At 36.8% G+C, this 16,410-nt stretch carries 18 protein-coding genes; 5 read left to right on the top strand and 13 right to left on the bottom strand.

Features of this window, described 5'->3' with window-relative positions:
- Positions 1-19: 19 nt before the first annotated feature.
- The 3 genes from DRF61_RS01050 to DRF61_RS01060 form a co-directional block, all read right to left on the bottom strand.
- On the bottom strand, positions 20-943 hold the full coding sequence (locus DRF61_RS01050; RefSeq protein ID WP_111953180.1) for an ABC transporter ATP-binding protein: 924 nt from the start codon (positions 941-943) through the stop codon (positions 20-22).
- 95 nt (positions 944-1,038) lie between these two features.
- Positions 1,039-2,010, bottom strand: a complete 972-nt coding sequence (locus tag DRF61_RS01055; protein WP_111953182.1) for an iron ABC transporter permease — start codon at positions 2,008-2,010, stop codon at positions 1,039-1,041.
- A gap of 22 nt (positions 2,011-2,032) precedes the next feature.
- Complete coding sequence (locus tag DRF61_RS01060) at positions 2,033-2,593, bottom strand: TlpA family protein disulfide reductase (protein ID WP_111953184.1); 561 nt, start codon at positions 2,591-2,593, stop codon at positions 2,033-2,035.
- 32 nt (positions 2,594-2,625) lie between these two features.
- Between DRF61_RS01060 and DRF61_RS01065 the strand changes: the two genes are divergently transcribed.
- A complete protein-coding gene (locus tag DRF61_RS01065; protein ID WP_111953186.1) occupies positions 2,626-3,750 on the top strand; it encodes a ferredoxin--NADP reductase in 1,125 nt (374 codons plus the stop codon).
- Positions 3,751-3,773: 23 nt separating this feature from the next.
- A complete protein-coding gene (locus DRF61_RS01070) occupies positions 3,774-4,364 on the top strand; it encodes a SanA/YdcF family protein (RefSeq protein WP_223559625.1) in 591 nt (196 codons plus the stop codon).
- On the opposite strand, the gene tamL is transcribed toward DRF61_RS01070, so the two are convergent.
- Positions 4,361-6,967 (bottom strand): translocation and assembly module lipoprotein TamL, encoded by a 2,607-nt coding sequence (gene tamL, locus DRF61_RS01075; protein WP_111953190.1) that lies wholly within the window; start codon positions 6,965-6,967, stop codon positions 4,361-4,363. The two genes, DRF61_RS01070 and tamL, sit on opposite strands and share 4 nt — an antisense overlap.
- Here tamL and DRF61_RS01080 point away from each other — a divergent pair.
- Positions 6,953-7,678, top strand: a complete 726-nt coding sequence (locus tag DRF61_RS01080) for a TrmH family RNA methyltransferase (protein WP_111953192.1) — start codon at positions 6,953-6,955, stop codon at positions 7,676-7,678. The two genes, tamL and DRF61_RS01080, sit on opposite strands and share 15 nt — an antisense overlap.
- A 140-nt stretch (positions 7,679-7,818) precedes the next feature.
- Here the strand turns inward: DRF61_RS01080 and DRF61_RS01085 are convergent, their stop codons facing one another.
- From DRF61_RS01085 to porQ, 5 genes are all read right to left on the bottom strand, one after another.
- Positions 7,819-8,316, bottom strand: a complete 498-nt coding sequence (locus tag DRF61_RS01085; RefSeq protein WP_111953194.1) for a phosphoribosyl-ATP pyrophosphatase — start codon at positions 8,314-8,316, stop codon at positions 7,819-7,821.
- Between the two features lie 3 nt (positions 8,317-8,319).
- Entirely contained in the window at positions 8,320-8,628 is a 309-nt protein-coding gene (locus DRF61_RS01090; protein ID WP_111953196.1) for a phage holin family protein, read from the bottom strand.
- Positions 8,629-8,707: 79 nt separating this feature from the next.
- Entirely contained in the window at positions 8,708-9,058 is a 351-nt protein-coding gene (locus DRF61_RS01095) for a YtxH domain-containing protein (protein WP_040999207.1), read from the bottom strand.
- A 91-nt stretch (positions 9,059-9,149) separates the two neighbouring features.
- The gene (gene cmk, locus DRF61_RS01100) at positions 9,150-9,824 is read right to left on the bottom strand and encodes a (d)CMP kinase (protein WP_111953198.1); all 675 of its coding nucleotides are present in this window, start codon (positions 9,822-9,824) and stop codon (positions 9,150-9,152) included.
- Positions 9,825-9,908: 84 nt separating this feature from the next.
- Positions 9,909-10,901 (bottom strand): type IX secretion system protein PorQ, encoded by a 993-nt coding sequence (gene porQ, locus DRF61_RS01105; protein WP_111953200.1) that lies wholly within the window; start codon positions 10,899-10,901, stop codon positions 9,909-9,911.
- 166 nt (positions 10,902-11,067) lie between these two features.
- Here porQ and pyrH point away from each other — a divergent pair, with 166 nt between their 5' ends.
- Positions 11,068-11,775: a UMP kinase gene (gene pyrH / locus DRF61_RS01110; RefSeq protein ID WP_111953202.1), complete on the top strand. Its 708-nt coding sequence runs from the start codon at positions 11,068-11,070 to the stop codon at positions 11,773-11,775.
- A gap of 125 nt (positions 11,776-11,900) precedes the next feature.
- Positions 11,901-12,455, top strand: coding sequence for a ribosome recycling factor (gene frr / locus DRF61_RS01115; RefSeq protein ID WP_111953204.1), 555 nt, complete (start codon positions 11,901-11,903; stop codon positions 12,453-12,455).
- A gap of 48 nt (positions 12,456-12,503) precedes the next feature.
- On the opposite strand, the gene DRF61_RS01120 is transcribed toward frr, so the two are convergent.
- The 4 genes from DRF61_RS01120 to lolA1 form a co-directional block, all read right to left on the bottom strand.
- Positions 12,504-13,145, bottom strand: a complete 642-nt coding sequence (locus DRF61_RS01120; protein ID WP_111953206.1) for a hypothetical protein — start codon at positions 13,143-13,145, stop codon at positions 12,504-12,506.
- Between the two features lie 88 nt (positions 13,146-13,233).
- Positions 13,234-14,025 carry a hypothetical protein gene (locus tag DRF61_RS01125; protein WP_146896908.1) on the bottom strand — a complete coding sequence of 264 codons (792 nt, stop codon included), beginning with the start codon at positions 14,023-14,025 and terminating at the stop codon, positions 13,234-13,236.
- A 149-nt stretch (positions 14,026-14,174) separates the two neighbouring features.
- A complete protein-coding gene (locus DRF61_RS01130) occupies positions 14,175-15,629 on the bottom strand; it encodes an LptF/LptG family permease (protein ID WP_111953210.1) in 1,455 nt (484 codons plus the stop codon).
- A 111-nt stretch (positions 15,630-15,740) separates the two neighbouring features.
- On the bottom strand, positions 15,741-16,388 hold the full coding sequence (gene lolA1 / locus DRF61_RS01135; protein WP_111953212.1) for an outer membrane lipoprotein periplasmic chaperone LolA1: 648 nt from the start codon (positions 16,386-16,388) through the stop codon (positions 15,741-15,743).
- Between the last annotated feature and the right edge of the window lie 22 nt (positions 16,389-16,410).

The following is a 16,410-nucleotide window of genomic DNA, read 5'->3' on the forward strand; positions in this document are numbered from 1 at the left end:
ACGTAACAGAAATGCTGTATTAGTGAATGTTTTTAATGAAATCAACTATTTCTTCAAAGGATTCGTATTGTTGATTAGAAGTGTCGGTGAGAATTCCCCAAAAACCGTTCTTATATTCAAAATGCAGGGCAGAAAGGTCTTTTTCGAAGTTTTTCTGCAGTAAAGAATAAAGCATTTCCTTGTGAACCTGCGGTGCATTAATAGAAGGCGGAACAAAATTCTCATTCACCTGAAACAATGAAACATTGGTAAGTTCATCATGCTGAAGCAGTACATCTTCTACAAGTCCGGAAAAAAGGTGATTATCCTTTACATACCATATTTTGTCTGCAAATTCTTTGGCCAGTCGCCAGTCGTGGGAAGAGAATAATATGATTTTATGCTGCTCCTTGGCCAGTCTGCGAAGGGTTTTTAAGATGATGAGTTTATTTTTTTCATCAAGATGGGTTGTCGGCTCATCAAGAATAACAACAGGAGAATTCTGAGCGATAGCCCGGCCTATAAATGCTTTCTGCAAATTACCATCCGAAAGGTTTTTAAGAAGAGTGTGTCTGTATTGAGCAAGATCCAATTCGTCTATGATATGGGAAATTTCCTCCCTGTCTTCTTTTTTAAGCTCGAAATAAAAAGGGTAATAGATGTATTTTCCTAATGAAATAAGGTCTTCAACAGTATGATGTTGCGGAACATTTGATTTTGAGAAAACAACAGCAATATTTTCCGCAGTTTCTTTAACGGAAAGGTCTTTTATATTTTTATGATTAATTAAAATTTCTCCGCCTAAAAGAGAGATCTGATTTAGAATGGATTTGATAAGCGTTGTTTTTCCTACACCGTTATTACCAATCAAAAGACACACATCACCCAGTTTCAAATCTGCATAAGCATTTGAAATTAAAGTTTTATCGTAGCCTATATTAGCTTGTTTGATTTGTAGGAACATTGGATATTGATTAATTGCCCAGATGCATTGTTTACAAAAATACTATTTTAAATCTGCTTGATTAAATTCACAATTTACCATTGACTTATTGACTTTTAAATTTTATTCTGCTTCAAAAGCATCAGCAAAATCACCGGTATCCCAAATACAGAGCTTATCACATTCATGGGAATCTGGGTTTTTTCTGCTGTAATAGAAAATACCAGCATGATCAGCATTCCGAGAAACATATTCAGGATCCATTGCTGCCATAATTTGGAAGGGTTATAGATCAGTCTGCAAAAATGCGGAACAATAATTCCGATAAATAAAATAGGTCCCAGAAATGCCGTAATAGAAGCTGAAAGCAGGGAAGAGGCTGCAATAATAAGGATCTTCAACTGATTAAGATTGACTCCTAAGCTCTGAGCATACGATGTTCCCAATGAATTTCCGATCAATGGCTTTATTGTTTTAAAACAGAAAAACACGCCTATAAAAACTAAAATTGATAATACATAAATTTGGTTTCTGGTTACCATATTATTAGCTCCGAAAGACCATAAAATGTAGTTTTTCAGACTTTGATTTTCTGCATAGAACTGTAATAAAGAAACTACAGCGCCGGCAAATGCCGAAATAAGGAAACCGAATATAATGAGATAAGATTTATCCTGAAACTTATTCGACATGGATAGTAAAACCAGCATCAATACAAGGCTTCCTACAATGGCCGAAAGACTGAGGAAACTGTTCTGCAGAAATTCCGGGATTAGAAAATCGTGGGAGAAGAAAATATAAAAAGCTACGGATAAGCTGGCTACAGACGTAATTCCTAAAATATCCGGACCGGCCAGAGGATTTTGAAAATATTCCTGCATCAGAAAACCGGATGTTGGAATTGATATTCCCGCCAGAAGCATCACCAGTACCCGGTTGATACGAATTTCGGCGATCTGGCTTTGGGCAGAATCCTGAAAGAAATCCTGAAAGTTTAAATTTAAAAACCCTGTGTTCAGGTTGATCACTGCAGTAAGAATAATAGCAGCCGTCAGCAGTAAACACAGGATTTTGAATTTTTTTGACATGATCAGAAAGAATCTGGATGTTTTATTTTAAAAGAGCATCAACCTTGGAATTTAATACTTCTTCGGTCATCATTCCTAAATATTCGTCAACTTTATCTCCTTTTCTCAAATAAGTAAAAGGAATTGAGCCGCCATCCCATTGTTTAAAATTATTTGTGAAAAAATTCGCGTCCAGCTTCTGACCATCCAAAAGAATGATATTTGCTGCAAGGTTATTTTCCTGTGCAAATTTTTTCACAGAAGTATTCCATTCAGACTTATCATCAAGGTTGATAAAAGTAAACTTTACCGGCTTATCTTTTAATTCCTCCATTTTGTTCTTAAAATGAGGGATTTCTCTCATACACGGTCCGCACCATGTTGCAAAAAAATTGGTAACATATAAAGTATCATTCTTCTGAGCTAAATATTTTCCCAGATTATCCGGAGAAAGTTCCTTAGATGTATAAGCTGTTGTTTCAGAAGCTGTATTGTCCGCAACGGAAACTGAATCTTTCACAGTGGTTTCAACGGTTTTCTGACCTTCTTTTTTGCAGCTGTAAAGAGCCGTAAGAATAAGCGTGGATAAAATTATCTTCTTCATAAATTATTTTTTGACTATTTTTGAATTGAAGTATGGAACAACAAATCTATAAAGGGAAACTGATACAGTTTCATCCGTTAAAAGTAGCGAAAAAGGAACAACTGACCAAAAATACTTTTTCTCTGGAGTTCGAGATTCCAGGGAATTTGAAGGAGAATTTCAAGTTTGAAGCGGGACAATTTGTAAGCATAAAATTTATTGCTCACGGTGAGGAAGTCATCAACGATTACTCAATGACTTCAGCGCCTTATGAGAAAAAAATATGCCTTGGAATCAAGGTGAATTCTTCTGATGGAGCCACTTCGGAGTTGTTCAGAAATTATAATGTTGGAGATGAGCTGATGGTAGGAGAGCCTTCCGGTAGGTTTACACTGGTCTCCAAACCAAGCGAATTCCGGACCATTGTTGCTTTTGCAGCCGGAATAGGGATTACCCCGATCCTGAGTCATTTTAAGAATATCCTTCATAAGGAACCGCGCACCAGGCTTTTTTTATTTTTTGGAAATAAAAGCTCTGAAGAAGTTATTTACAGAGAGCAATTGGATAATCTTGCCAGAATGCACGGTGAAAGACTTCAGATTTTTTACTTTTTTTCAAAGGAAAAAACAGCGGATCAGTTTTTCTACGGAAGGCTGGACGAAAAGAAATTGAGTTTGATTATTAATCAAATTCTTCATCTGGATGATACGGATGAGGAATCTACAATTTGGGATGCGGTAGATGAAGTATTGATATGCGGAAAAGGAGAGATGATAAAATCGCTTGCGAATGCCTGCTATCACCACGGAATTCCGAAAAAGAATATTCATTTTGAACTTTTTGAAGAATATAATGATGACATTTATCCTGTAGAAAAAGAATTTCCGCTAATCGAAAATGTGGAAGTTAAGTTTAAAATGCTTGGAAAAGAATATGCAACCCATCTTCCTGATAACAGAGAGAAGATTCTTCAACAGCTTCTGATCCAGAATTTTCCGGTTCCTTATTCATGCAAATCCGGAATATGCGGAAGCTGCGAATGCTATCTTGAAGAAGGAGAGGTGGAGCTGCTTGAAAATGAATATCTGACTGAAAAAGAAGAAGCACAAGGCAAAATACTGGCATGCATGTCCATTGTAAAAAGTAAGAAAATAAAGCTTAACTTTGACCTTAGTTGAGAGTTATCAGGAACATATTTAACTTGGGGTTTGTATCAGCAGAAATAGGAATTCTGCTGATATGTCTTTGTAATGCATGGGTTTTCGGACTTACCAATGGGCGTACCTATACCAAGATTTCTAAAATTCCGCCACGGGAAGTTGCCCTGGTACTGGGAACTTCTCCAAAGATGAGATCTGGCCAATCTAATCCTTATTTTACGAAAAGAATGGATGCTGCAGCACTTCTTTATCATCATGGTAAGATTAAAAAGATTATTGTAAGCGGAGAAAAAAGTAAAGGCTATAACGAGCCTGCTGCTATGAAAAATTACCTGGTCAATCAGGAAGGAGTTCCGGGAGACATCATCATAGAAGATCCCAAAGGATTCAATACCTATAAAAGTATTCTGCGCTGTAAAGATGTTTACAAAAAGAAAGATGTGATCATTGTATCACAAGGCTTCCATAATCTCCGTGCCTTATTTTTTGCAAGGAATAACACTATGAATGCCTTGGGTTTTGATGCGCAGGATGTCAGCAAACCGGAAAGTTACTACAGGAATCAGTTCAGGGAAATACTCGCCAGAGTGATTGCTGTAGTCTACTTCATATTGGGAATTTCTCCGGATTAGAAAGGATACCCGAACGCGATATTCAATGTTGGTTTGAAAGGCTGGAAATTCTTGAATCTCCATCGGTCTCCTTCAGGTTTATTCGGATCATAAATCTTATAGGCAAGATCAAGTCTGAAAGTAATGTAGGCTACATTTACCCTTAAACCAAATCCACTGCCGATTCCCATTTGTCCTAAAAACTTATTGAATTTGAATTCATCACCATAACTGCTGTCTGTACCAGGCTTTCTAATACTCCAGGTGTTTCCTATATCAGTAAATATGGCACCTTCATACATTTCATTAAAAGGGATTCTATATTCTATATTCGTGGTTAGCTTTACATTATTCGTCATATAGGTGCGGACTCTTTCGTCGACCTGTGAGTCGGATGGACCTAGTCCTCCAAATGCTACCCATGCTCTGATATCATTGGATCCACCATTGAAATAAGACTTAATAACAGGCATATCGGTAGAGTTTCCGTAAGGAACACCCACTCCTATGAACTGACGTAAAACCAACGTCTGATTGCCATTGAATTTAAAATATTTTCTAGTATCAATATCAAATTTAACAAACTGAGCATAGGGAATTCCGAAGATTGTTCTCTGCGGACTTACCACAACGCCCCCGTCATCTCTTTTCTGATTGAATAAGCTTAAAATATTACCTGCAAGCTCTATTTTTCCGTTAAAATAGAAGGCATTGGGATAATCTTTTTTACCAATCTCATTATAAACAAAATTATAGATCATGGAAGAAATAATCACATCCTGGGTCTGTCTGTCTTTATTCACAAGGGTTCCTTTGAAGGCTGTAAGGAGATCCTGCCCTTTCTGGTCAAGCGCTCCCTGATAGTTTGTATCTTGAACAATCTGCCTGGAAACATTGTCAAGGCTGAGTTCACCTGAAAGGAATTTTTGTTGGGTAATCGGGTCATAGGCAAAATAACTCGCAAGTATATCGTCTTTTATAATTTCATCATTACTGAAATAGTCATAATAAGCATCCTTATTCTTCGTAAGACTAATTTGCGTATTGAAAAGGGTAAGCCTGTGTGACACCTGGTCATTGACGTTTGCCTGGTAATTCAATCCCGTATTGAAGTTCACTCTTCCTAAGCCGATATTGTTTTGTACTGAAGCTCCCAACAGGATAGAAGAGGTTGGGGTATATCTTTTGGGAAGAAGCTTATAATAATTGAATGGAAGCAGAAGTCTTGGGAAATTAAGAGAAGCCTGCGCTGAAATTTCGTAAGCAAGATCTCTCTTATCAATATCTTTTGTACTTCTTATTGATCCGAATGTTCCTGAAATGCTTGTAGAAAGGTTTTCTGCACCTCTGAAAACATTCCTTGTGGTAAGGTCTACAGAAGGGGATATCCCAAGGTTCAGAATCTGAGAATAATTAATATCTGTTCCCACTTTAAGCTCATATTTAGGAAGCGGTTTCAAGAGATACAGAACATCAACAATGCTGTCATTCGGTGAAGTACCACCACCTCTTCTTAAAGAATCCCTTGCCTTCAGAATACTGAAGTTATTCATCGCGATGAAGTTTCTTTTTGTAAGATCCAAAGCTTTCTGGTCATACACTTTCTTACTGTCTACAATCACGGCTCTCCATAAAGAAGATGTTTTATAGCTTTCGTCCATTTTATGGAACCTTATCCTCCTTAAACTGTCCTTAATGGTATTTTTCGGAAAATCGCCGGCTTCGTTTACAATGGCCACGTCAATATTCCCGATGGTCGCCACTTTATAAGGATGGTCAGCAGAATCTTTATGGATCTCCAGGGTAAGGGGAACCTGTTTCCTGCTTTTCAGTGAATCTGCTACGAAGTAGATCTCTTCATTGGAACTATTAAATCTATAGTAACCGTTTTCCCGCATCAGCTCAGTAATTCTCGTTACTTCTTTTTCAAGAACGGTCTGGTCAAGTCTCTGTCCGGATCTTATCAGGCTCTTGTCTAGTTTCTGCCAGTAAAGGCCTTTCACAGTGGGGTCTGTGATATTGTAATAATAATCTTTAATATAGGTAGGATCATTATGCTTGATGAAGTAATTAACGGCTGCCTTCTTGGAAGCAGAATCCATAGAATGCTTGAAAGTGACATCAGCATCCCAAAACCCTCTGTAAACAAGCCTTTTCTCAATAGACTCAGCACTTTTTTCACTTCTCGTCTGATCGAGGATTACAGGCGGGGTTCCCCAGCTATGAAGCAAACGGTCTAAAAACAATGTTTTTCCCACACTGTTTTTCATATTATATTTAATGAAAAGAGAGTCTCTCAGCTTTTGATTTCTCATTTCACTGGGATAAGTCATATATTCGTTGAGTAAGGTATCATATTTAGGATTCGCCATATTGTAAAATCCTAAACCCAGCGGAATGAAAAGGAGTTGCTTTTTATTGGGCTTCTGCTGTACATAATCTTTCAGCTCCTCATCGAAAGATTCTTTCTTGTCTTCAAACTTAAAGTTGTTCCTGGTAAGCAGATATTCGCCGTCTGGAACTTTTTTAGTTGTACTGCACGCATAAAGGAGACCAACAAATGTTGCAAATGAGATAATTTTATAATATTTTTGAGGAGAATTCTTATAATGCTTACAGCTCATACAATAAAAATTTTACAGTCTTTAGATAAAAAGAAGTTCAGACAAAAATACAATTTGTTTTTGGTTGAAGGTAATAAAATCATTTGTGAACTTTCTGAATCTAATTTTAAAGTTAAAGAAATATTTTCTACCGATCCGCAAAAATTGGACCGGACAGATGTACCCGTTACCCAGATCACTGAAAATGAGCTGAAAAAAATCAGTTTCCTTAAAACACCTAAAGATTCTGTAGCAGTTTGTTATCTGCCCGAAGAAGAAAAAAAGGAGGATAAGGATGTTCAGTTGGTTCTGGACGGCATTCAGGATCCGGGAAATCTCGGAACCATTATCCGGCTGGCAGACTGGTTCGGAATAGAACAGATTATCTGCAGTGAAGATACTGTGGATGTTTACAACCCTAAAGTGATTCAGGCCACTATGGGATCTTTCACCCGGGTAAATATTATGTATACTGATCTTGTGGAATATCTTTCGAAAACGGAGAATATCAATATCGGTACGGATATGGAAGGAGAAAATATCTATACTTTTGAAAAACCTGAAAAACTCAACCTTATTTTAGGTAATGAAGGAAACGGTATGAGGCCCGAGACGGAGAAACTCCTTAAAAAGTGCATTACCATTCCAAGATTTGGTAAATCCCAGTCTACAGAAAGCCTGAATGTTTCTATGGCGGCGGGAATAATTTTAGGGCAACTATTTTCTAAATAGAAATTAAGAAACTAGAAGTTAGATATTAGAAATTAGCTGATGAAGTCTAAATATCACTATTAATTTAGAACAATTTAACAATGAGAAAATTTTCTTATTCATGAAAATTTCTAACCTCTAATATCTAACTTCTAGTTTCTCTATATCAACTGTTCCAGACTTGAAACACTCTTGTTTTTTTGGTATACTTCCAGCTTCTTTCTGACGTATTTAAGGGCAATAGGAGCGAGGTAGATCATGGCTGCACCCAGAAGTTTTTTCTTCCAGTTAGGGCTTTTCATATTCTTTTTAGCGTAGTTGCCAACCAAAGCGGTAATTCCCAGTTTTATCAGGCTGTCTGTCACATTACCACCTAACGCAGTACTTGCGATTCCTACAGCTGTTTGTTTATTGATGAACATATCTTTTACTTCGGAAGTTAGATGCCTGGCAATGACATCTTTTCTTAGAACAACCTTTTCATCACCGTCATCATCTACTTTTTCCTGCAGATACTGATCTGTAAGACCATTGGTGAATGCACTCAGGCTTTCTTTTGTGTTTTTAAAGGTAAGAAGGTTTTCCAGATCATTGATCTCGCTTTTAAGCAGTTTTTTCTTTCTTCTTAGTTCTTCAATGCTTTCGTAATTTCTGCCCATAGCTTAATGATTTAAAAATTTAATAACCTGGTCCGCCACCATATTGACAATCTTATTTTTAAAAGCAATGATAAATCCCATTACCACAACATAAAACCCGGCAACGATCAGGAAACCGTAAGAAGTATTGTCCAGCGCCTTGCCGATAAGAAATGCCATTCCAAAATTAAAAAGGATAATAAAAAAAGTAAAAGCAACTAGCAGCACTACAAAGTAGGTAATGAGCCCTGCAGAAAGAGAGGATTTTTCAGTAGCTTCAATTTTCAGAAGATCTATTCTCTTTGATGCATATTCTTTAATAGTCTCTATCATTGTTTTTTTTTAAAGTTACAAAAAAAGGAACTTTCGTGCAAAAAGTTCCTTCCCATAATTTACTCAAAAAATAAACTACTTATTTTTTAAGATCGTTCAGTTCCGTTTCTACATCCTTTACTACGTCTGCAGTTTTGGAAACAATCTGATCTTTGTATTTATCATATCCGTCTTTTACCGTATGGGCTACACTGCTGGCCGTTTCTTTGAAAGTAGAAGAGATATTGCTGTATTGATCTTTTACTTTTTCAGACACTTCGCCGTATTTGTTTTTAGCCTGGTCTTTTAGGTCACCTGCTTTATCTTTGATTTTTTTTCTTGTTTCTTTACCTTCTTCAGGCGCATAAAGCATTCCTAAGATTACACCTGCTGCAGCACCTGCAAGAAGTCCTGCCAATATACCTGCTGTATTTTTTCCGTTTTTCGACATTTTAAGCTTTTTTAATAGTTAATAATATTAGTTTTCTCTGTGAAAATGTACAATTTGTATACCAAAGGAGGCATTGTATTATTAAAAAATGTTAAATTTTATGGATATGTGAGAGAATAAGATCTATTGTTTCTTCTTTGGTAAGTTTCGTATTGTCAATAACAATAGCATCTTCAGCTTGCCTTAAAGGTGCTATTTCCCTTTCGCTGTCGATCTTATCACGATCTGTAAGGTTTTGCTTTACCTGTTCTCTGTCTGCCTGTATTCCCATTCCTGCTAACTCAAAATATCTCCTGTTGGTTCTTTCGTCAATACTGGCAGTAAGAAAAAATTTATAGTCCGCATTTGGCAGAACTACTGTCCCTATGTCACGTCCGTCCATAATAATACCTCCTTTTTCTGCCAGCGAACGCTGTGAGTGAAGAAGAAAGTCTCTTATTTCTTTCTGTTTTGCGACAATACTTACATTATCGGAAACTTCTGTGGTACGGATCTGTTTTGAAATATCAATATGATTCAGGTAAAGAATCAGTTCGTTGTCACTGTTTCTGAATTCAAGCTCGATCTGATCTAAGGAAGAGAATAATTTCTGAAGATCGATAGAGCCGTCATCATTCATGCAGTTCTGTATGGCAAACCATGTAATCCCCCTGTAAAGCGCACCGGTGTCCAGATGTATAAGATCCAGTTTATCGGCAATGACTTTGGAGATTGAACTTTTTCCGGTAGACGAGTACCCATCGATAGCTATTACAGGTTTTTTCATACCGCAAATTTCAAGAATTTTTTTAAAAAATCAAGGTTGTACAGAAAAAAATCTACATTGTTATGTCAATTTTTCGTGTTGAAATTACTCTCCCGCGTGGCTGCTAAGGTCCATAGAGACGCCTATCTGGTTCACGTTGGATGAGTTATGATAACGGATATGGGCATAATCTATACGGAATCTTCGTAATTTAATTCCAAATCCACCCGAAAGCCCCGAAAAGTTTCTCTGATCTGCCACGGCAAGTTCGTTTCCTCTTTTCGCATTATACCCAAGCCTTATATTGAAGCTTTTTTCAGGGAAAAGTTCTGCTCCTATAGAAAAGTGGTCTGCCAGCTTTCTTCCGAAACCTACTTCCTGACCGTTCACATTATATTCCGAAGAAATATCAAACTGTTGAAGATCATGTGCAGTAATGGTAACGGCAAGTGGAATAGCCTTAAGAATTCTGGTATATCCGAGATCTACCCTGAACGGAAGGTTTTCCCTGGTTCCGTTGAAGGATTTCAGCTGAAATCCAAAATTTCTCATGACAAGGGAAAGAACTTCTTTGTTTTTTTTATTATGATAGGTAACTCCTGCGGTTCCGGAGATCGCAGAAGAAGTATAGTTGTCAATTTTTGAAGTGATGAAATTAATGCCACCGCCAATGGTCCAGTCTTCTTCGAACTGATAAGCATAGCCTGCACCTATTGCTACGTCTGAAGCTTTGAACTCGCCGTTTTGTTCACCGCTTTCATCGGTTCTTGGAATGCTTCCGTAGGTCATGTATCGGGCATTGATGGTTGCCATATGTCCATTATCAAAATCTCTGGCGTAGGCAACAGTTCCATATTTTGAATCAGCAAGATAAGCTGCGGCATTCACTGAAAGCTGTTTGTCTGAATCTTTATTTAAAAGGGCCGGATTTGCAATAGCAAAGGAAACATCATAGTCTCTGATGGAAATTGCATCGCCACCTAAGGCAGCCTGTCTGGCAGATACAGGGATGTTTAAGAAAGGATAAACATTTGTTCCTGTTTGCGCATAAGAAACAATTCCTGACAGAAATAATGAAAAAATGACAATTTTCTTCAATTCAATTTATAATTAATGCAAAAATAATCCTTTTTCGTACTTATCAAAATATTTCTGCCATTATTTCTGCGTAAATATTTTTCTTTATTCAATATTTTTAATGATTATATTTGCAAAATTAAATTTCGGAGAAAATTACTCCGGTAAAGCTTATTAAAAATTAAAGATGAAATATAAAAGAATCCTTCTGAAACTGAGTGGTGAGGCCTTAATGGGGAACAGACAATATGGTATAGACAATGAAAGACTGCAGGAATATGCAGCAGAGATCAAAAAAGTAGTAAAAAAAGGCTGCGAAGTTGCGATCGTTATTGGAGGAGGAAACATTTTCCGAGGAGTAGCAGGCGCTGCAAAAGGAATGGATAGGGTACAGGGAGATTATATGGGAATGCTGGCAACAGTAATCAACGGGATGGCTCTTCAGGGAGCGCTGGAAGATGCAGGAATCAAAACCAGACTTCAGTCTGCGATTGAAATGGATAAAGTAGCTGAACCTTTCATCAAAAGAAGAGCAGTAAGACACCTTGAAAAGGGTAGAGTAGTGATCTTCGGGGCAGGAACAGGAAACCCTTATTTTACAACGGATACGGCAGCGACTTTGAGAGCTATCGAAATCGGGGCAGATGTGATTTTAAAAGGAACCAGAGTAGACGGAATCTATGATATGGACCCTGAAAAGAATGCGGATGCTGTAAAATACAATTCACTGTCTTTCGACGAGGTATATGCTAAAAATCTTAAAGTAATGGATATGACTGCCTTCACTTTAAGTCACGAGAATAAATTGCCGATTATCGTATTTGATATGAATAAGGATGGGAATTTAGAGAAAATCGTGGATGGAGAAAATGTAGGAACTTTAGTTGATTTGTAGGTGGCAGATTAAAGTAATTGAAAAATTAAAAGATTTAATAATTTAAAATTTCTCATTACTGATCAATTATCACTTATCAGTCATCATTTATAAAAATGTGTAATTTATCAAATTTTAACTATATAATGGAAGAATTAGATCTTATATTAGAATCTGTAAAGCACGACATGGACGCCGCTGTAAAGCACTTGGATCATGCATTTCAAAGAATTAGAGCAGGACGTGCTTCTACGGCAATGGTTCAGGATGTAATGGTAGAATATTATGGGGCTCCGACTCCTATCAACCAGGTTGCCAACGTTTCTGTACCGGATGCCATGACGATTTCTATTCAGCCTTGGGACAGAACTGCTATTGGTGCTATTGAGAAAGCGATCATCAATTCAAACTTAGGTTTTGCACCTTCTAATAACGGGGAAAATATTATTCTTAATGTTCCGCCTTTAACAGAGGAGAGAAGAAGAGAACTTGCAAAGCAGGCTAAAGTAGAAGCTGAAAGTACTAAAGTAACCGTAAGAAATGCAAGACAGGATGGGTTGAAAGAACTTAAAAAACTTGAAGGTGTTTCTGAAGATGTTGTGAAAGGAGTAGAGGAAGAAATCCAGGGTTTTACTGACAAATATGTGAAGCTTTGCGATGAGCATCTTAAGACTAAGGAAGCTGAAATTATGAAAGTATAATTTTAGATTTAAAATAAAAAAGAGGCTTCTTATGAAGCCTCTTTTTGTTTACAGACATTTTATTTCTCTTTTCTGATCTTTATGTTTCAATAGGGACTGATAGGTTTTTAACAGTTCATCGGTATTGCACTGAATTTCTTTTCCGGATATCTGATCAGAAATATTTTTTTCTTTGCTATCCGATCTTATGCTGTATTTCTTTTCAAGGCATTTCAGCGGCTTATTATGCTGAAGATAAATACGCATTTCTGTAATATCATCTTTAGTGATCGGTTTTTCCGGAGTTCCGCCATCAAAATTCCACACAGTTTCTTCTCTGAATATGAAGAATGGTTCTCCGTTTTTAATAAAGTATCTTTCAGATGCTGAAAAATGACTCTGCTCAGTATAAAAATGCTCTATCACTTTAATTTCACCCTTGTCGGAAAAGAAAGTAACCTTTCCTGAAGGTTCTTCGTTACAATTGTATGTAAAACCATTGGACCTCAGTTTTTTTTCCTCCAGTTGTGCCTGAAGCATGCCATATTCCTTTTTGATTTCAGCTATAGGATCATCTGTATTTTGTTGGGGTGAATCCTTTTTTACAATCATGCTGTCAGTGGAAACAGATGTCGTATGAGCTGCCTTATCTTTGTCATTTTTACACGAAACAGCAAGCAACAGTATGGCTGCGATAAGCATTGTTTTCATATGATAGTTATTTGGTGGTTTATAAAATTACAAAAAATCTACAGCAACAAAAAAGAGACTTTCAATGGAAAGTCTCTGTACTTAGTTTTTATTTACAGTTTTCGTTGTAATCCGTGATCACTTCTTCCACAATTTGCGGGACATTGGACATCACATCGTCAATCTGGCTTTTGATCAGTTTTCCTAACCCGGATCGTTTCTTTTCATCATTTTTAAGCGAAGTATAAGAACCGCTTGTTAACTTGCCTTTTGCATAGCTGCAGTCTGCAATGATCATTTTGGCTTTGGCTAAAGTCAGTTCCTCGATCTTACCTCCTTTCTTAGAATAAATGTAAGAAGGGGAATTTCTCATTCTTTCTGTTTCCTTTTCTGCTACTGCGATCTGGCCGCCGGCAGAGAATGTAGTAGGGTAGCCGTATAATTTATAGACTTTGATTTTACCGTCTTTCACGACTTCTGCAAACTGATTACTTTTTGTAAGGTTGTTGAATGCTTTGATATTCCCGCTTAAACCTCCGGTGGCTGTATTGAAGCCTTCTTTGGTATTGGTATACTTGATCATTTCAAAATGCCTCTCATCGTTATTCTCATCAAAAGCAACATATTCTTTAATATCGTCCGGATCGAGGGTCTTGAACTTTTGTTTCTTCTTGGACTTATCAATATCCGACACTGCCACGAATTTTACTTTTTTCTGATTGCTCCACGGATTCATGGCATCTCCGTTCAGTCTTACAATTCCTTCAATTTTCTTTCCACTTTTATCAATGATATAACCGTATTTTTCATCGGTTCTTAATTCATAATCTGTGTTGTCTTCCTGTGCATAGGCATTGAATGACATCAATGTAAACAGGCTAAATAGTAATGTTTTCTTCATGTAATTATTGTTTTTAACAAATTTTTGTAAATATAGCTTTTTATACCTTATGACGAGTTGAAATAAATACCACAACTTCCAATAAAAAGACCCGGAAATTCCGGGCCTGAATATTTTAAAATGATTCAATTTTTAATCTTTCAATACAATTATTGATATCTCTGATGTTCTTTGTTTTTTGAGAATCTCTTTGTAATTGGTTTGAAGAGCGCTTTATATTTTTCGGCATCAAACAGCTGTGAGTCGGTAAGGGCTTTATACGTCATCCATACTCCGAACGGAAGAAGGATAAGGTTAGGAAGCCACGCTGCCAGATAAGGGCTCATTCCTCCTCCCCATGCAATATTTTCAATACCGAGATTCATTACATAAAAAATGATAAAAATAACGATTGCGATGATTACCGGAAGCCCCATTCCTCCTTTTCTGATGATGGATCCTAAGCTGGCCCCAATCAGGAAAAAGATGATACATGTTACAGAATAAGAAACAATTCTCTGCTGGTAAATAACGACCTTGCTGAAATATTTAACATTTGAACTGAATTCATTCTTTTTACCCATGGATGTAGATTTCAGATTATCCAGCCTGTTATAGGCATTAGAAATAATCTCCAGCTTTTTTTGTTCCTTTACGGTATCCAGCTTAATCTGTTGTTTGGCAACCGCTTTGGATTTTGTTTTATCCATATAGCTGATCACCGAATTAGTCTGGCTCAAAACATCGGCACCGATATTCGAAAAGAATTCAGCATTCTCTTTCTTGTTTTTAGCAACGGTTTCATTAAGCTGTCCATACGTCTGAAAACGGTAATCATCTGTGATCTGCTCCTTTTCAATAGCTTTATTAATAACTTCACTGATATCAAAATGTGAAACTAAGGTATCAAATTTAATAGCCTGATCCGGTTGTTTGAGCCTTACATTTTCACCTTTGCCTGCGAAATTATCTTCAAATATATAACCGTTATAAAGCTCCAGCTTCAGGAAGTTTTTATTGGCTGCAGGGACAAATTTCCCTTTTTCTGCGACAATAGACTGCTGGTTTTCATAGGTGCCGGCTTTTCTGTGCACAAAAACCCCTTCAATATTTTCTCCGTTTTCCCCATAGATCTTATCAAATTTCACCATATATCCCGGAAGCTGGTCAATGAATTGTCCCGGTGTAAAGTTTAAAGCAGGTTTGGTTTGTGCAATATTGAAAAGCATATTCTTTGCCTTCTTCTGGAAGTCCGGAATGATATTATTGGAGAAAAAGAAAAGCATGACTGCCAATACCGTTGCCACTCCCATAAGGGGTGCCATTACCCGTGTCAGGGAAATTCCTGCAGCCTTCATCGCAGCAAGTTCATACCGTTCTCCAAATTCCCCGAAGGACATAATACTTGCCAGAAGGATAGTAAGCGGAAGTACCAGACTGATAACACTTACCCCAAGATAAAAAAGAAGTTTGAGGATCTGCCAGTAGCTTAATCCTTTTCCCATAAATTGCCCCAGCTGCACCCAGATAATGTTTACAATAAAAATGAAAAACAAAACACTGAATATAAAGAAAAAAGGGCCAAAGAAGGTTTTTATGATATATCGGTCTAGTATTTTTAGCATGCGTCAAAATTAATCAAAAAGCCACAAAGTTTACTTGTGGCTCTTATAATTTTTATTACTTTTTATATTAACAGGTAAAGAGGTAATTGCTCTTGTCCCATTTTTGTCTTTTTAAAGCTCTGTAATGATGTAGTTTTTGAACTTGTTTTTGTCAAAAACAAACATATTAGGATCCAGTGTCTGGTTTTCTTTATATTCTTTGATGGCAATTACAGCTACATCTTTATTGTTGCCATGCTGCTCCAGTTTTACCATTTGCTTTTTAGCAGAATCTACAAAAAGATAGACATGTTGGATTCCGTTGGATTTTACAGGGGTCAACTTAATAAAATCTGCATTCACTCCGTTTACATTCTTTTTCCCATTATAGGTTACGTTATAATCATTTCTGTAGGTTGAAAGATAATTGATAGGGGAGAACATGCTGCTGCTTCCGTTAGGTTTTGCAATGGTTACCTCCATATCATCTGCATTGATGTTATAGATTTTGCTTCCATCGAAGATTTGTTCCGTATCCATGATCTTCAGCTTATATTTATCTCCTGCAGAATAGTAAATTCCCGGTTCTGTTTTGGTTACCTGTCCGTTCACACCAGTTCCGAAAGAAAATTTGAAGTAAGAGTTCTTTTTAGACTTGTAGTTGGCTGTGATATCGTCAAGAATTTTTTTAGCTTTCGCATCAATTTTCTGTGCATCGGCAAATCCTACAGCACCTATTACCAAACTTCCGACTATAACTTTTGAAATAATATTTTTCATTTTTTTATTTAATAAACTTTAA

Origin of the sequence: Chryseobacterium lathyri (assembly GCF_003290185.1) — a bacterium.
Classification (GTDB): domain Bacteria; phylum Bacteroidota; class Bacteroidia; order Flavobacteriales; family Weeksellaceae; genus Chryseobacterium; species Chryseobacterium lathyri.

Excerpts from the sequence above, each read along its gene's own strand:
- DRF61_RS01050 (WP_111953180.1), bottom strand. The coding sequence starts at position 943 with ATGTTCCTACAAATCAAACAAGCTAATATAGGCTACGATAAAACTTTA.
- DRF61_RS01055 (WP_111953182.1), bottom strand. The coding sequence starts at position 2,010 with ATGTCAAAAAAATTCAAAATCCTGTGTTTACTGCTGACGGCTGCTATT.
- DRF61_RS01060 (WP_111953184.1), bottom strand. The coding sequence starts at position 2,593 with ATGAAGAAGATAATTTTATCCACGCTTATTCTTACGGCTCTTTACAGC.
- DRF61_RS01065 (WP_111953186.1), top strand. The coding sequence starts at position 2,626 with ATGGAACAACAAATCTATAAAGGGAAACTGATACAGTTTCATCCGTTA.
- DRF61_RS01080 (WP_111953192.1), top strand. The coding sequence starts at position 6,953 with ATGCTTACAGCTCATACAATAAAAATTTTACAGTCTTTAGATAAAAAG.
- tamL (WP_111953190.1), bottom strand. The coding sequence starts at position 6,967 with ATGAGCTGTAAGCATTATAAGAATTCTCCTCAAAAATATTATAAAATT.
- DRF61_RS01085 (WP_111953194.1), bottom strand. The coding sequence starts at position 8,316 with ATGGGCAGAAATTACGAAAGCATTGAAGAACTAAGAAGAAAGAAAAAA.
- DRF61_RS01090 (WP_111953196.1), bottom strand. The coding sequence starts at position 8,628 with ATGATAGAGACTATTAAAGAATATGCATCAAAGAGAATAGATCTTCTG.
- DRF61_RS01095 (WP_040999207.1), bottom strand. The coding sequence starts at position 9,058 with ATGTCGAAAAACGGAAAAAATACAGCAGGTATATTGGCAGGACTTCTT.
- cmk (WP_111953198.1), bottom strand. The coding sequence starts at position 9,824 with ATGAAAAAACCTGTAATAGCTATCGATGGGTACTCGTCTACCGGAAAA.
- pyrH (WP_111953202.1), top strand. The coding sequence starts at position 11,068 with ATGAAATATAAAAGAATCCTTCTGAAACTGAGTGGTGAGGCCTTAATG.
- frr (WP_111953204.1), top strand. The coding sequence starts at position 11,901 with ATGGAAGAATTAGATCTTATATTAGAATCTGTAAAGCACGACATGGAC.
- DRF61_RS01120 (WP_111953206.1), bottom strand. The coding sequence starts at position 13,145 with ATGAAAACAATGCTTATCGCAGCCATACTGTTGCTTGCTGTTTCGTGT.
- DRF61_RS01125 (WP_146896908.1), bottom strand. The coding sequence starts at position 14,025 with ATGAAGAAAACATTACTATTTAGCCTGTTTACATTGATGTCATTCAAT.
- DRF61_RS01130 (WP_111953210.1), bottom strand. The coding sequence starts at position 15,629 with ATGCTAAAAATACTAGACCGATATATCATAAAAACCTTCTTTGGCCCT.
- lolA1 (WP_111953212.1), bottom strand. The coding sequence starts at position 16,388 with ATGAAAAATATTATTTCAAAAGTTATAGTCGGAAGTTTGGTAATAGGT.